This window comes from Candidatus Pantoea symbiotica, from assembly GCF_056491525.1.
In genome coordinates, this window is sequence record NZ_JBSZHR010000002.1 from 2,439,796 (window position 1) to 2,455,290 (window position 15,495).

Genomic DNA, 15,495 nt, shown 5'->3' on the forward strand with positions numbered 1-15,495 from the left:
TCTTAAAATACACATAACTCATTGCCTTTGACGGGCTTTTGAGACACGTCTCTTTAGTAGCTGAAATACGTTTCTATACCATTTTGATTCTCTTAACTCACTACAACGCTTAGTTATTGAATCGGAATTGAAACTATGAACTTACTTGCATATGACCAGACAAAATATATTTACAGAGATATTCGACGCCCTACTTTCGCCGGCTCCACCGGTGAATACCATCCAAACACCGTAGTAAGAATTACGCTTGGCCAAAAACAGGTCAATGCGGATTACAACCCTGTTGACGGCAAATTCACCTGGACGCTTGATGAAGATCTGCCTGACGGTGTTTATAATCTGTCAATTGTTGTCATTGATGCTGCAGGCAATGTTGGTCCAGCAACCCTGCGCACGCTGGTCATTGATACTACGCCTCCCGAAGCCCCTGAGCTTATAAATCTCAAAGATGACGTTGGCGCGAAAACCGGTAGTTTTGATCCGGGCCAGCTAACTGATGATGCTAAACCAACCCTGACGGGCGTTGCTCAGCCTAATACCGTTGTATATTTGCGGGATGCAGCAGGCAATGATATTGGCAGTGCAAAAACTGATGCAGTGACCGGCAAATGGGTTATCGAGCCGAATAATGATTTGCAACAGGGTGAGAACGTATTAACCCTGGTGGCTATTGAAGAGTTTGGCAAAGATGCCAATGGTGCGCCGATTTACCGTGAGGGCAAAGTCTCTGATTCCTTCATCATTAATGTTGGCATGGCTGACTTCGTTACCATCGTCGATGCCCTTGATGATGTGGGGAAATGGAGTGGCGTGCTGAACAATGGCGCGCTTACCGACGACACCACGCCAACACTGCGCGGCCAGACAAATGAAGGCGCTACGGTCATCGTTTACTACCGCAAAGCGGGTGAAAGCACCTGGGCAGGAAGCGCAACCGCAACGGTGAACGGACAAAACTGGAGCTGGACCCCTTCCCCTGCGCTGGCGGCCGGTCAATACGAGTTCCAGGCGGCGACACCTAAAGTCTCTTCTGCACTATTTAACCTGGACATCTTTGCTGCGGGTTCAGGCGATCAACAGACAAAAATCACCGAAGTCTGGGACGATTTTGGCACCACTATCGGCAAACTCAACAGCGGCGACTTTACCGATGACATGTCACCGAGATTCACTGGTCGGGCAGAATCGAACAGCCGGGTTGTGATTCAGTACACGCTCAATGGCAGCCAGAACAGTGTCACCGTTGATGTAGGCCATGATGGAAAATGGAGCTGGACGCCGTCGGTTGATCTGTTAGCTGGCGACTGGAATTTCCAGGTTAAGAGTGAAGGTGCAGCAGACTGGAATGACAGTTTCGATCTGCATATTTATCCGTCACCTTCGGTGCCGACCACCATTACACAGGTATTTGACGATGTTGGCGTTACCGGGCCTGTCGGCAACAACGGTATCACCGATGACAGCACGCCAACCTTATCCGGTCGCTCTGAAGCGGGACGCTTTGTCCTTATTTACGACGGCAGCACACTGCTGGGCTCCACGCAGACAAGCAGTAATGGTGACTGGAGTTTCACGCCGACGGCGCTGGGCGACGGACGCCATAACTTCTGGGCCGTGCAGCGTGACTATTCCGGCGTGTCAAATAAATGGCAGATCGAAATCGATACTTCCGGTTTGGGTCCGGATAAACCAAGCATTACAGGATTGTTCGAGCACCAGGCGAGTGGCGCATACGACAAGTTTGCTAATGGCGGCATTATTGATGATGGCAGCGTAAAGGTTGAAGGCACAGGCCGCGCGCTGAGCGTTATTAATATTTACGATGGCACAACGTTAATTGGCAGCACCACGGCAGGCACCGACGGTAAATGGTCATATCTGCACGACAGTAATTATTCTTCAGGTTTCCACAGTATCACCGCAAGAGAAGTAAAATCAGCCGGAGTCAGCGACCCTTCAAATGAAGCCAGGTTTACTTTGGTGGGTACTGGAAAATCGGGTGAAGGTTACTACGCTGATAGTTTTCATGATGATCCAGTGATCATTACAGGAAGCAGGTCATTTAGTTCAGGATACACTTTCCGTTCATTAAACGGGGGCACCTTAAAATTAGTGGAAGGAACTCTGTACTCTAAAAACCAAGCGATAGTTAAAAAGGAACCAGGTTACCTTAAGTTTCTTGATGACGGTGATAACACTGCGAAAAGTGTCACTTTTGAAATAGCAGCTTCTACTGATTTTTATATGGCAGTTAATGGGCTGTCCGACAGTGGCTGGGCACGGTTAGCTTATTACAGCACCACAGGTAAATATTTGGGATCGTCGGACTTCGGTTCCAAAGTTGGTGCATCAATCGAGGGAGTTATAAAACAATCAGGATTTGTAGCGCCACAAGGTGAATTGATTGGCAAGGTGACAGTTACGGTTAAAGATAAAGGGGGAATGGGTATTGCAAGTGTTATTTATGGTGTATCCAGTTATCCTACAGGTAAAGGTGACGCATATTTTACAACTATTCCAGATGGACCGGTATATAGCTCAGGTAATGGACTTGAGGGTTTCGCAGTTCTAACCGGCGTGGCTTATCAAGAAAACGGAAAGATGAGGCTTTCACCTGATGATATTTTTAGCTTTACTGTCGGCAAGACTACTGACATCCAATTCAGCCTGGAAGGTTATGTCGGCGTAACTTTTTATGATGTCTATAACAATGTAATACATTCCGGTAGTTATAGTAGCTTCGTAAACTATACTGCACCTGCTGGTCAGCTAATCTATCGTGTTGCGATCGATACCTATGGTCAGACTAATATTCTGATTGATAACGTTATCTGGGGAAATAACCCAGTAAACCCCGATTACGGCTACGACAGTAATAGCGCCAACATCGCTGCCCATGATGACAGCAAGGTTGAGTTAAATGGCCTTGTCGAATCCCAAGCGATTATTGACCTGCAAGATGGTGAAAGCACCACCAAAGTTATCACCGTGGAAGATTTGCTGACTTATGGCGAGGAAGGTCTTTTCACTGAAGCTGATGCCAAGCAACTGATGATTCAGGGCGATAAAAATGATGTTATTCAACTGAACGATATTATGCCGGAAGGTGGTGATATTGAGCAGTGGACGCATCAAAAAGGCACCATTACCGTTGCGGGCGTAAAATATGAAGTTTATAGCCACAATGGTGAGAATGCAGAGCTGCTTGTGCAGTCAGATGTTAAAGTTGAAATAATCTGATTTGCTCTGAAGTAACGTAAATTAACGCTGTGTCATTTTTTAATTAATGACACAGCGTTTTTATTTCTATCCCGAATATCACAATTGATGCACGGAATTAACCACGTTATTTAAATCATACCCCAAACCAACCACGTCAGCGCAAAGCCGCTTAATCCCATCACCGTGGTCAAAACGGTCCAGGTCTTCAGGCCGTCCGCCACTGACAAGCCCAGATAGCGCGTCACTACCCAGAATCCCGCATCATTAACATGCGACAACCCTAAACCACCGAAACATGCCGCCAGCGTCACCAGCACACGCTGCATATCCGTCACATCGCCCACCGCCTGGCTTAGTAAACCACTGGTGGTCAGAATCGCGACCGTTGCCGATCCCTGCGACGCACGCAGCGCCAGCGACAGAATGAACGCAGCCGGTACCAGCGGCAGATGCAAAGTTTCCAGCGTCAACGCCAGCGCTTTTCCCACACCCGATTCCACCAGCACCTTACCAAAGGCACCGCCCGCACCCGCCACCAGAATCACGCTGGCAGAGCTGGGAATCGCACGTCCGGTGAGATCTTCTAACTTCTCTTTGCTCCAGCCGCGACGCACGCCGAGCAGCCACGCCGCCAGTCCCAATGCAATCAGCAGCGCAATCGCTGGGGTTCCAATCACCGTCATCACCGAGCGTAGCGTGCTGCCTTCTGCCAGCGTGGTGTGCGCTACCGTTCCCATAACGATTAACAGAATCGGCACCACAATCAGGCCAGTAATGGTCAGCGCACCCGGCGGTGGCGCGTCATTCTTTGGCTTACCTTCCGGCTTCGCCAGCTGCAGCTGCTCCAGCACATCGACGGAAAGATGGTATTGACGCAGGTTCATCGCTTTCGCCACGTAGTAACCGACGATACCGACCGGAATCGAGATCAGGATTCCGAGCATCATCAGCCAGCCCATATCGGTATGCAGAATCCCTGCAGCCGCAGCCGCACCTGGATGCGTTGGCAGCGCCACGTGCACCGTCAGCATCACGCCCGCCATCGGCAAGCCAAACTTCAGCGGTGACACGCGCGCCACTTTGGTGAAGCCATAAATCAGCGGAATCACGATGATAAAGCCAACTTCGAAGAACACCGGAATGCCGAGAATAAACGCCGCCATGGTCAGCGCCGCCACGGTACGCTTGATGCCCAGCGATTTACTGAAGCGTTGCGCCAGCGACTCCGCACCGCCCGAGGCTTCAATCACTGCGCCGAGCATCGCCCCCAGCACGATGATAATAGTGATATGCCCCAGCAAATTCCCCATCCCGCTAAAGATGGTTTCCATGATTTTGTCGGCGGGAATGCCGGTAGCAATCGCCACCAGCAGGCTGACAATCAGCAGCGCCACAAAGGGGTGAACTTTGGTTTTAATCACCAGCAGCAGCAAGATCACGATGCTGGCAGTAGCTATAGCTAACAACAATGCGGTAGACATGGTATCCCTCTGATTTATATCTATTTATTAGTATGGTTATTTCTGGCATTGACGAATTGAGGTAAGACTTGCCCAACACAGCGTACAAAGCCGCTGTGTTGGGCGGTAAAACAGGGGTTATTTAGCGTAAGGCGCGAACCAGCCAAGGCCCGCTTCAGTACGGCCGCGCGGGATATATTCACATCCCACCCAACCGTCGTAGCCCACTTCATCCAGCAGGTTAAACAGATAGGAATAGTTGATCTCGCCTTCATCCGGCTCGTGACGATGCGGCGCAGAGGCGATCTGGATATGGCGATAACGACCGGCGTATTCGCGAATCAGATGCGTCAGATTGCCGTCCACCAGCTGCGCATGGAACAGATCGAGCTGGGTAAAGACGTTGGGTCGATCGATCCGTGCCATCATCGCCAGCGTCTGATACTGGCTGGAGTAGAGATAATTCGGCTTGGTAACCGGATTGAGCGCTTCCAGCAGCAGGCGAATGCCGTGCGGTGCAAAACGCTCGGCGGCATAGTGCATGTTGCGCACGAAAGTCTCTTCATAGGCCGCACGATCGGCACCGTTTGGCACCGTTGCCGCCATTACATGCACTTGCGGCACATTAAGCGCTATCGCGTATTCCAGCGCGCGGTCAATATCCGCATGCGCCTCGGCTTCACGGCCCGGAATAGCAGAAACGCCCCACTCGCCCGCTTGCACGTTGCCTGCGGCGGTGTTGAACAGCACCAGTTCCAGCTGATGTTTTTCCAGCTCGGCTTTAATCACCTCGGCAGGAAAGTCATACGGGAACAGGAATTCCACTGCGCGAAAACCGGCGTTAGCCGCAGCGGCAAAGCGCTCGATAAACGGCAGTTCACCGAACTGGGTAGATAAATTGGCTGCAAACTTAGGCATTAGAAATTCCTCAATTCCGCGACTTCGCTATCGGTCAGATAACGAATCGAACGGTCGCCGAGCGTGAACATCAGACGCGCGGTCTCTTCCAGTTCTTCGGTGTTATTGGCGGCTTCGCGCAGAGATTTGCCCACCACCACCGGACCGTGATTGGCCAGCAGGAAGGCGTTATAACGCGAGGCCAGATTGGCCAGATCGTCGGCCAGACGCTGATCGCCCGGCTTGTAGTACGGCACCACCGGCACATCACCCACGCGCATCACCACGTACGGCGTGAACGGACGGATGCAGTTTTCAGTGTCGAGATCGTTCAGGCACGAGAGCGCCGTCAAATAGTGGCTGTGCAGATGCACCACCGCTTTGCACTCAGGATTATTCAGGTACAGTGCGCGGTGAAATGCGACTTCTTTCGACGGCTTGTCGCCGGAGATCCATTCGCCCTGAATCGTCACTTTCGACAGACGATCGGCCTGCAATTCGCCGAGGCAGGAGCCGGTTGGCGTCGCCAGCAAGTTACCATCTTCCAGCAGCAGCGACAGGTTGCCTGCTGAACCGGTAGCGTATCCGCGCTGAAAGAAGGACGCGCCGAGCTGTACCATTTCTTCGCGTGCTTGTTGTTCCGTCATGCTGAAAACTCCTGTTGTGCGCGGGCAAAGAACTGTTCGTCGCCAAAGTTGCCGGATTTCAGCGCCAGCGACAGCGGCTGCTGGATATCGCGCACCCACGGCACACCCGGCGAAATCATTGGCCCAATGTGGAATGCGGTGACGCCAAGGCTTTGTGCCACCACGCCCGAGGTTTCACCGCCGGCGACGATAAAGCGCTGCCAGCCACGGCTTTTCAGCTCCCGCGTTACCGCAGCAAACAGCTGCTCAACCGCTTCACTGCTGCGCGCCGCGCCGTATTGCTGCTGAATGGCTTGCAGCTGCTGCGCATCGGCGGTAGCAAACAGCAAGGGCGCCAGATCGGGCTGATGATTGGCTTCCACCCAATCACAAAGTTCCTGCGCATAGCTTTCGACGTTGTCGAGACAACGCTCCACCAGCACTTCGTGCGATGGCGCTTGCTGACGATACGCCTGCACCTGACGGTTGGTCATTTGCGAGCAGGAGCCCGAGATCACTACCGCGCGGTCGCCTTGTGGACGTCCGGCTTGTTCAGCGTCGCTGTTTTGCTGTTGTGTTGCCCAGGCGCGGGCGATACCGATCGCCAGGCCTGAACCGCCGGTCACCAGACGCATCTCTTTCAGCGCTTCGCCCTGCGTCAGCAAATGCTGCTCGTGCAGCGCGTCCAGCACCACATAGTTGATGCCCTGCGCTTTTAAAACATCCAGCTGCGCACGTACCGCATCGGCACCTTGATCCAGCTGAGTCGCGTTGATCACCGCCGCCTGACCTTTGGCCTGACGCGTCATCAAACGCACCAGATTGCTGTCGGTCATTGGCGTCACCGGATGATGGCGCATACCCGATTCGGACAGCAGCTGATCGGCAACAAACAGATAGCCCTGATACACCGTGCGACCGTTAACCGGCAGCGACGGCGAGATCACCGTTTGCGTTTCGCCCAACGCCGCCAGCAGCGCATGGGTCACCGGGCCGATATTGCCCTGCTCGGTGCTGTCGAAGGTGGAGCAATATTTGAAGTAGAAACGATCGCAGCCCTGCTGTTGCAGCCACTGCAGCGCCGCCAGCGACTGATCGATCGCCTGCTGCGCTGGGCAAGAGCGTGACTTCAGGCTGATCACAATCGCCTGCGCGCTCAGTTCGTCGTGACTTTCCGGCACGCCGTTGAACTGAATGGTCGGCAGACCGTTCTGCACCAGGAAACTGGCGATGTCGGTTGCACCGGTAAAATCGTCTGCAATGACGCCTAAACGCATGATTACTTCTCCTTCGCCTGCGGCAGCGTGATGCCGCTGAAGATCTTGATCACCGCGCTGTCATCTTCACGACCGTGACCGGCGTTGCTGGCTTCGGTAAACATGTTAAGCGCGGTGGAAGCCAGCGGCAGCGGGAAGTGCAGCGACTTGGCGGTATCCGCCACCAGATTGAGATCTTTAACGAAGATATCGACCGCTGATTTTGGCGAATAATCGCCATCCACCACGTGACGCATGCGGTTCTCAAACATCCACGAGTTACCGGCGGCGTTGGTTACCACGTCATACATGGTATCGAGCGGAATGCCGGCGCGGGCGGCCAGCGCCATCGCTTCAGCGCCCACCGCAATGTGCACGCCCGCCAGCAGCTGATGAATGATTTTTACGGTTGAGCCGAGACCGATTTCGCTGCCCACGCGATAGACTTTCGCCGCCACCGCATCCAGCACCGGCTTCAGCAGGGCAAAAGCTTCGTCGCTGCCGGAAGCCATCACGGTCATCTCACCGACCGCCGCTTTTGCTGCGCCGCCGGAAACCGGTGCATCCAGCATCAGCAACTGATGCTGAGCCAGCTGTTGTTCAATCGCCTGCGCATCCTGTGAAGAGATGGTAGAAGAGACCATCACCACGGTGCCGGGCTTGAGCTGCGCCGCCACGCCGTTTTCACCAAACAGAATCGCTTTAACCTGCGCGGCATTCACCACCAGCAGCAGCACCGCATCGAGTTCCGCGGCAAAGCGGGCAGCGGAGGTCTGCGCATCACGCGCACCGGCCTGGCGCAGGGTTTCCAGCGCCTGCGGATTGAGATCAACACCCCAGGTATTTAATCCTGCACGGATGCAAGACTGTGCTGCACCCATGCCCATGGAACCTAAACCAATCACGCCGATGTTATTCACGGTTGCTGACATCGCAAACCTCCATTGTTAATTTAAGTGATAATTTGTTCATTGGTGTTAAGTCTGCCGCAGTCAGTGGTGAATAAACGTGCGTGACATCACAAAAATTAACTTCACTGCGCAACGTTTAACAGGGATTCACAGCTGAAGCTAATGGTGTCATACCCCGTCAACACGGGATTTCTGCTTACATATCGGGAAGATAAATTGTGCTGCGAGCTGTGAATCGATGATCTACAATGTGAAAAAATGATAATTCAGGGAGAGCAATGTGATTCCGGTTGAACGTCATCAACAAATTTTAGCGCTGGTTGGCGAACGCGGCGTTGTGAGTATTGCCGAGCTTACTGAGCGGTTGGGTGTGTCGCATATGACGATTCGTCGCGACGTGCAGAAGCTGGAAGAGCAAGGCGCGGTGTTGTCAGTTTCGGGCGGCGTGCGCTCGGCGGATCGCCTGGCGGCGGAGCCGTCGCATCTGGCGAAAACCAATATGTACAGCGGCGAAAAGATGGCGATTGGTCAATATGCCGCGCGCCATATTCCGCGCAATAGCTGCATCTATATCGATGCCGGCACCACCACTCTGGCGCTGGCGCGCGAGCTGGTAGAACGTGATGACCTGCTGGTGGTGACCAATGATTTCGTGATTGCGCGCCTGCTGATGGAGAGCAGCGGCTGCAAGCTGATTCACACTGGCGGCACGGTGTGTCGTGAGAACCGTTCCAGCGTCGGTGAAGCAGCTGCACGCAGTTTGCGCCAGCTGGCGATCGATATCGCATTTATCTCCGCGTCCTGCTGGGGCCCGCGCGGGCTGTATACGCCGGATGAAGATAAGGTGCCGGTGAAGCAGGCGGCGAGCGATGTCAGTAGTAAGCGCGTGTTGTTAAGCGACAGTTCGAAGTACAACAAGATTGCGACTCATCTGGCGTTGCCGCTGGAGCGCTTTGATACGTTGATTACGGATGCGGAGTTGAGTAAAGCGGGACGCGAAGCGTTGAGTGCGGGGAGCTGGGAGTTGGTGTTGGCGAGCTAGAATTTACGGTTTTAAACCAGGTCGCCATGAATGGCGACCCTACTATGTAGGGTGCGCATTCATGCGCACCTGGTCATTTAAATCACACTTCTTCGCTGAACTGCGGAACCGGGTTGCGGAAGGTGCGGGTAACAAACGCGAGGTAAATAATACCAATCGCTGCCCACACCAGGCCGAGCACCATTGAGGTCTCTTCCAGGTTAATCCACAACGCACCGACAGTCAGGGCGCCCATCACCGGCAGCACCAGATAGTTGAGGTGATCTTTCAGCGTCTTGTTACGCTTCTCACGGATCCAGAACTGCGCAATCACCGACAGGTTCACAAAGGTGAACGCCACCAGCGCACCGAAGTTAATCAGTGCGGTTGCGGTTACCAGGTCGAAGTTGATCGCCATCAGCGCCACCGCGCCCACCAGCAACACGTTCAGCGACGGCGTGCGGTAAGTTGGGTGAATGAAGCCAAAGAAACGCTGTGGGAACACACCATCGCGGCCCATCACATACATCAGACGCGAAACGCCTGCGTGCGCGGCCATACCGGATGCCAGTACCGTCACCACCGAGAAGATTAGGATGCCAATCTGCAGCGCTTTACCCGCCACGAACAGCATGATTTCTGGCTGTGAAGAGTCCGGATTGGTGAAGCGTGAGATGTCCGGGAAGTACAGCTGCAGGAAGTATGAGACACCGATAAAGATCACACCACCAATCAGCGCGGTGAGGAAAATCGCGCGCGGGATAGTGCGTTCAGCATCTTTGGTCTCTTCTGACAGCGAACTGATACCGTCAAAGCCGAGGAACGAGAAGCAGAGAATGGTCGCACCGGTAATCATCGGTACTACGTGTGCATTCTCGGACCAGAACGGTTTGCTGCTGGTCAAGGTTCCTGCACCAACACCGTGTGCCACACCGTAAACCACCATGCCGGTAATCACTACCATCACCACCACTTGCAGCACCACGATCACGCTGTTGAAGTTGGCAACGGTTTTGATTCCACGCAGGTTGGAGATGGTCATAAAGGCCACCAGCAGCACCACGAAAATCCACGACGGAATGCCCGGCACCAGCGTCTCAAAGTAGCTTTTCGCCAGCAGGATGTTGATCATCGGCATGAACAAATAGTCCAGCAGTGATGACCAGCCAACCATAAAGCCGACGTGCGGACTGATTGCCTTCTGAGCATAGGTGTAAGCGGAGCCCGCAGATGGGAAGCGGCGTACCAGCTTGCCGTAGCTCACGGCAGTAAACAGAATCGCGATCAGGGCGAAAGCATAAGCGGTGGCGACGTGGCCGTCGGTCAATCCAGACACGATACCGAAGGTATCAAACAGGGTCATTGGCTGCATATACGCCAGGCCCATCATGACAACCGGGATCAAGGTCAGGGATTTTTTCAGATGTGCACGCTGAGGTGCGGCAGAGGTGTTAAGCGACATTGTTCAGGCCCCCGCAGACGACAACCGCGATCGGTTGGGCTACAGGGCTACTGCGCAATTTGCTGCAGTGAGAAGTGATATAAGTGTTTACGATTGTCGCGGCGCCGTAGTCATCACGGAAGCGAGAACCAGCCTGAGCTGGTGCAATGTTAAACAGTCCCATCTTTGTTTTCCTCAAATCTCACGCACAAGCGTGTTTGTCAGTATCTATCTATCCGGATGCGTGTCCGGCCTCGTTTGAATTTCAGTGAGTACATCATGCAAAAAAATAACCGACGGGATAAGCGTCGGTTATGTTTCTCATTTTGCAGGGCGCGTATTTTGCCCCAACTTATGCCATCGGCACAAGACGTTAGATCAAATCTTCCTGCGTCAGGCGTTCTTTAGCATCCAGTCGATTTCTGTTGAGGTGATTAAGCGCTCAAACTGCATCAATTCATACTGTTTGCAGCTGTGCCACACGCCGCTGAAACGCTCGCCCAACAGCTTCTGCAGCGGGTAGCTATTCTCGAATTCATACAGCGCATCGCTCTGGCGAATCGGTAATGCCAGCCCTTCAGCTTCATGTCCATTGCCCTGCACCGGATGCGGTAAGGGTAGCTGATTATCCAGACCGTGCAAAATACCGGCAAGAATAGTTGACACTACCAAATAGGGATTTGCATCCGCACCGGCCACGCGATACTCAATGCGATGGTTATCCGCATCGCCACAAGGCACACGCAACGCGACCGTGCGGTTGTTATGTCCCCACGACGCCTGCAGCGGCACGTAGGCTTCCGGCAGGAAGCGGCGATAGGCGTTCACATTCGGCGCCAGCAACGCCATCGAAGCAGGCATCAGATCGATCATGCCCGCCAGCGCGCGTTTCATCAGCGGCGAATCGCTGCCGTCATCTAGCGCGAAAGCGTTGTGATCGGCGGCATCCAGCATGCTGATGTGCACATGCATACCGCTGCCCGCGTACTCTTCGTAAGGTTTAGCCATGAAAGTCGCGGTCATGCCGTGATTTTCCGCCACCTGACGCACCAGCCGTTTCAGCTGAATAGCATGGTCACACGCTTTCAGCACGTCGCGCGTGTGATGCAGGTTGATTTCGAACTGGCCAGGTGAAGCTTCCGCCAGCGCGCCATCGGCGGGAATACCTTGCAGCTTAGCTAAATGGTCGATATCCCGCAGAACGTCGGCGAAGTGATCGAGATTATCCACCGAATAGACCTGGCTCTGCATATTGCGTTCGTCGCTGCCCGGCGAGCACGGCGGCTGAATAAAACCTTCGGCATCGCGCTTTTTATCCACCAGATAGAACTCCAGCTCTACCGCTACCACCGGGAATAATCCTCTATTGCGCAGCTGTTGCCACAGCCGATTGAGGACATTACGGGGTTCAACGTCAAAGGGAGTGCCATCTTGGTTACACATGGTCAGCAACAGCTGGGCGATGTGCGTGGGATCGGCGGCAGAAGGAATTAAGGTTCCGGGAACCGGCATGCAGAGGTGGTCGGGTTCGCCGAGTGATTGTCCAAGTCCGGCGTCTTCGACGGTGTTACCGAGAATATCCATCGCGAAAACCGAAGCTGGGAAGTAACACCCTTTTTCCAGTTTTGCCAATGCGGAGATGGGAATGCGTTTACCGCGAAATACCCCATTTAAATCATTAAGAAGAATATCGACATACTGCGTTTCAGGATGGCGTTCCAGCCAGGTTTTGACCTCCAGCTGGAACGCGCTTGTTCGTTTCTCTTCACTATGTCGCGTGAAGTCTTCTACTTCTACGAGGTTCGTCATGATCCCACCCGCCCTTTACCGTTTAATATTGGTGCGCGTAATGCTCAAAATAACAGCCACTCCTCTAACATAGCTCTAACGCAAAAAGTGTGCAAATGTAACAATTCTGTTTGAGGAATGAACGATCGGTTGCTAGATTGACAAAATATTGCACACTTTACAGGCTAGCCGCGCATTTCCGGCGAAAATATTGAACAGCAACGCGGAGACGTTATGGGCATTATTTTTGACAAGCCCTTGATTGGCGTAGTGATGTGCCAGAACTTTATCGGCAACCATCCAGGGCAAACGGTTCACAACAAATATCTCGACGCTATCGTGCTCGCCGGTGGCGTGCCGCTGCCATTGCCACATCAACTGATGCAGGCACCTCATCTATTAGAAAACAGTATGACCGTGCTGGATGGCATTTTGCTGACCGGCAGCCCCAGCAACATCGAACCCTGGCATTACGGCGAAGACGGTAAAGAGGCGCATGCCGATCCGGCGCGCGATCGCCTCGCCTTCGGGCTCATCACACATGCGATGGGTAAAAAGATGCCGATGTTCAGCATCTGTCGCGGCTTGCAGGAGTTGGTGGTCGCCAACGGCGGTGCGCTGCATCGCCAACTGCATATGACACATCTATTCCAGGAACACCGCGAAAACGACGCGCTGCCGCTGGAGGAGCAATACGCGCCGGTACATGACGTGCAGCCAGAAGTGGATGGCATGTTGAGCCAACTGCTCGGCAGCGCCGAACCTTTTGCGGTCAACTCGCTGCACGGACAAGGCATCCGCGAAACCGGTCCGCTGCTGCGTGTGGAAGCGCGCGCGCCCGACGGGCTGATTGAAGCCGTGAGCCTGCCAAAGCACCCTTTCGCCCTCGCGGTGCAGTGGCATCCGGAGTGGCATTCCGACCGTGATCCGGTCTCGCGCCGTTTGTTTGCGGCCTTTATCCACGCCGCTGTCTGTTATCACAAGGAAAAACAGCCATGAATGATGCCACTCTGGCACCCGGACGTCGCTTATCGCAGATCCGGCAGGAGTTGGGATTGTCTCAGCGTCGCGTCGCTGAGTTATCAGGTTTAACGCACAGCGCTATTAGCACTATCGAACAGGATAAAGTGAGCCCGGCCGTCAGCACCTTACAGAAGCTGCTGAAAGTTTACGGGTTATCGCTATCGGAGTTTTTCTCCGAACCCAAAATCAATGCCACGCCGCGCGTGATTGTGCGCCCGGAAGAGTGCGTGGAGATCGGCAGCCTTGGCGTATCGCTGATGCTGATCGATAACGGTGCCGCGCGACGTGCGCTGGCGATGCTGCTGGAGCGTTATGAACCCGGCGCCAGCACCGGCGAGAAGTTACGCCATCCCGGCGAGGAAACCGGCACGGTGCTGGAAGGTGAAATCACGCTGGTGGTCAACGGCCAGAGTTACCATCTCTATCGCGGTGAAAGCTATGTGATTGATACCGGCTTACCGCACAGTTTTACCAACACCTCAGATCAACCGTGTCGCATTGTTAGCGCGCATACGCCCGCCAATTTCTAAGGTTTCGCGCTTAAGGAGGATGTAATGCAACATGTGGGAAGTTATTACGCCGCTACCGCCAACACGCATGAGCCGTGGCCGGAGCTGCAAGAATCAGTGCAATGCGATGTCTGCATTATCGGCGGCGGCTTTACCGGACTCTCGTCCGCGCTGTTTCTCACCGAAGCCGGTTACGACGTAGTGCTGCTCGAAGCGGCGAAAATCGGCTTTGGCGCCAGCGGCCGCAATGGCGGCCAGGTCGTCAACTCCTACAGCCGCGACGTGGATGTGATTGAGCAGCGCTACGGCAAACAGACCGCACAGATGCTCGGCAGTATGATGTTTGAAGGCGCGGAGATCATTCGCGATCGCATCGACCGATATGCCATCGCCTGCGACTATCGTCCCGGCGGCATTTTCGCCGCGCTGAACCAGCGGCAAATGGGCCATCTGCGCAACCAGAAAGCGCTTTGGGCGCGCTACGGTAATCACGATTTGGAACTGCTCGACGAACGTGGCATTCGCCGTGAAGTGGCGACCGATCGCTACGTCGGTGGCTTGCTTGATAAACGCGGCGGCCATCTGCATCCGCTTAATCTTGCGCTGGGTGAAGCCGAGGCGATTCGTCGTCACGGTGGGCGCATTTATGAGCAATCGGCGGCGATAGAAGTGAAATATGGCGCACCGCATCGAATAAAAACCGCTAAAGGCGAAGTCAGCGCCACGTTCGTGATTTTTGCCGGCAACGCCTATTTGCCATCGCAGCTTGAACCGCGCCTGACGCGCAAAAGCATGCCGTGCGGTTCACAGATCGTCACCACCGAACCTTTAACACGCGATCAGGCGCTGGGTTTACTGCCGAACAATTACTGCGTTGAAGATTGTAACTATCTGCTGGATTACTTCCGCCTCACCGCCGATAACCGCCTGCTCTACGGTGGCGGCGTGGTATACGGCGCGCGCGAGCCGGATGACATCGAAGCGCTGATTCGTCCCAAGCTGCTGCGCACCTTTCCCCAGTTGCGTGACATCAAAATCAGCCACCGCTGGAGCGGCAATTTCCTGCTTACGCTATCGCGCATGCCGCAGTTTGGCCAGGTTGAGAAGAATGCGTTCTTTATGCAGGGTGACAGCGGTCATGGTGTGACTTGCACCCATCTTTCGGGGAAATTGATTGCAGAGGTGCTGCGCGGGCATGCGGAACGGTTTGATGCCTTCGCAAAATTGCCGCATCTGCCGTTTCCGGGTGGGAGACGGTTTAAGGTGCCGCTTACCGCGATGGGAGCGGCGTGGTATGCGTTAAGGGATCGGTTTGGGGTGTGAACCACTGATTACAATTTC

12 protein-coding genes are annotated in these 15,495 nt (G+C 54.2%); 5 read left to right on the top strand and 7 right to left on the bottom strand.

Annotation, left to right across the window (positions count from 1 at the left end):
- Positions 1 to 135: 135 nt before the first annotated feature.
- Positions 136 to 3,240: an Ig-like domain-containing protein gene (locus ACXIZX_RS11980; RefSeq protein WP_479404234.1), complete on the top strand. Its 3,105-nt coding sequence runs from the start codon at positions 136 to 138 to the stop codon at positions 3,238 to 3,240.
- A 110-nt stretch (positions 3,241 to 3,350) separates the two neighbouring features.
- On the opposite strand, the gene ACXIZX_RS11985 is transcribed toward ACXIZX_RS11980, so the two are convergent.
- The 5 genes from ACXIZX_RS11985 to ltnD form a co-directional block, all read right to left on the bottom strand.
- Complete coding sequence (locus ACXIZX_RS11985) at positions 3,351 to 4,703, bottom strand: GntP family transporter (RefSeq protein ID WP_061717692.1); 1,353 nt, start codon at positions 4,701 to 4,703, stop codon at positions 3,351 to 3,353.
- Positions 4,704 to 4,820: 117 nt separating this feature from the next.
- Positions 4,821 to 5,600 carry an HPr family phosphocarrier protein gene (locus ACXIZX_RS11990; RefSeq protein WP_154183621.1) on the bottom strand — a complete coding sequence of 260 codons (780 nt, stop codon included), beginning with the start codon at positions 5,598 to 5,600 and terminating at the stop codon, positions 4,821 to 4,823.
- On the bottom strand, positions 5,600 to 6,226 hold the full coding sequence (gene otnC, locus ACXIZX_RS11995) for a 3-oxo-tetronate 4-phosphate decarboxylase (protein WP_154157688.1): 627 nt from the start codon (positions 6,224 to 6,226) through the stop codon (positions 5,600 to 5,602). Before otnC ends, ACXIZX_RS11990 begins: the two co-directional genes overlap by 1 nt.
- Entirely contained in the window at positions 6,223 to 7,482 is a 1,260-nt protein-coding gene (gene otnK / locus ACXIZX_RS12000) for a 3-oxo-tetronate kinase (RefSeq protein ID WP_479404235.1), read from the bottom strand. Before otnK ends, otnC begins: the two co-directional genes overlap by 4 nt.
- A gap of 2 nt (positions 7,483 to 7,484) precedes the next feature.
- Positions 7,485 to 8,393, bottom strand: coding sequence for an L-threonate dehydrogenase (gene ltnD / locus ACXIZX_RS12005; RefSeq protein WP_154190111.1), 909 nt, complete (start codon positions 8,391 to 8,393; stop codon positions 7,485 to 7,487).
- Positions 8,394 to 8,652: 259 nt separating this feature from the next.
- On the opposite strand from ltnD, the gene ygbI reads away from it, so the two are divergent.
- Positions 8,653 to 9,414 carry a DNA-binding transcriptional repressor YgbI gene (gene ygbI / locus ACXIZX_RS12010; RefSeq protein ID WP_008104813.1) on the top strand — a complete coding sequence of 254 codons (762 nt, stop codon included), beginning with the start codon at positions 8,653 to 8,655 and terminating at the stop codon, positions 9,412 to 9,414.
- 82 nt (positions 9,415 to 9,496) lie between these two features.
- On the opposite strand, the gene ACXIZX_RS12015 is transcribed toward ygbI, so the two are convergent.
- Positions 9,497 to 10,855: an APC family permease gene (locus tag ACXIZX_RS12015; RefSeq protein ID WP_479404236.1), complete on the bottom strand. Its 1,359-nt coding sequence runs from the start codon at positions 10,853 to 10,855 to the stop codon at positions 9,497 to 9,499.
- Positions 10,856 to 11,227: 372 nt separating this feature from the next.
- Positions 11,228 to 12,643 (bottom strand): glutamine synthetase family protein, encoded by a 1,416-nt coding sequence (locus ACXIZX_RS12020; RefSeq protein ID WP_061717698.1) that lies wholly within the window; start codon positions 12,641 to 12,643, stop codon positions 11,228 to 11,230.
- A 213-nt stretch (positions 12,644 to 12,856) separates the two neighbouring features.
- Between ACXIZX_RS12020 and puuD the strand changes: the two genes are divergently transcribed.
- Genes puuD through ACXIZX_RS12035 form a run of 3 tightly spaced genes read left to right on the top strand, consistent with a single transcriptional unit; the run spans position 12,857 to position 15,477 of the window.
- The gene (gene puuD, locus ACXIZX_RS12025) at positions 12,857 to 13,621 is read left to right on the top strand and encodes a gamma-glutamyl-gamma-aminobutyrate hydrolase (RefSeq protein ID WP_479404237.1); all 765 of its coding nucleotides are present in this window, start codon (positions 12,857 to 12,859) and stop codon (positions 13,619 to 13,621) included.
- Positions 13,618 to 14,175 carry an HTH-type transcriptional regulator PuuR gene (gene puuR / locus ACXIZX_RS12030; RefSeq protein WP_008104818.1) on the top strand — a complete coding sequence of 186 codons (558 nt, stop codon included), beginning with the start codon at positions 13,618 to 13,620 and terminating at the stop codon, positions 14,173 to 14,175. The genes puuD and puuR overlap by 4 nt, the downstream gene beginning before the upstream one ends.
- A 24-nt stretch (positions 14,176 to 14,199) precedes the next feature.
- On the top strand, positions 14,200 to 15,477 hold the full coding sequence (locus ACXIZX_RS12035; protein WP_479404238.1) for an NAD(P)/FAD-dependent oxidoreductase: 1,278 nt from the start codon (positions 14,200 to 14,202) through the stop codon (positions 15,475 to 15,477).
- The last annotated feature ends 18 nt before the right edge of the window (positions 15,478 to 15,495 follow it).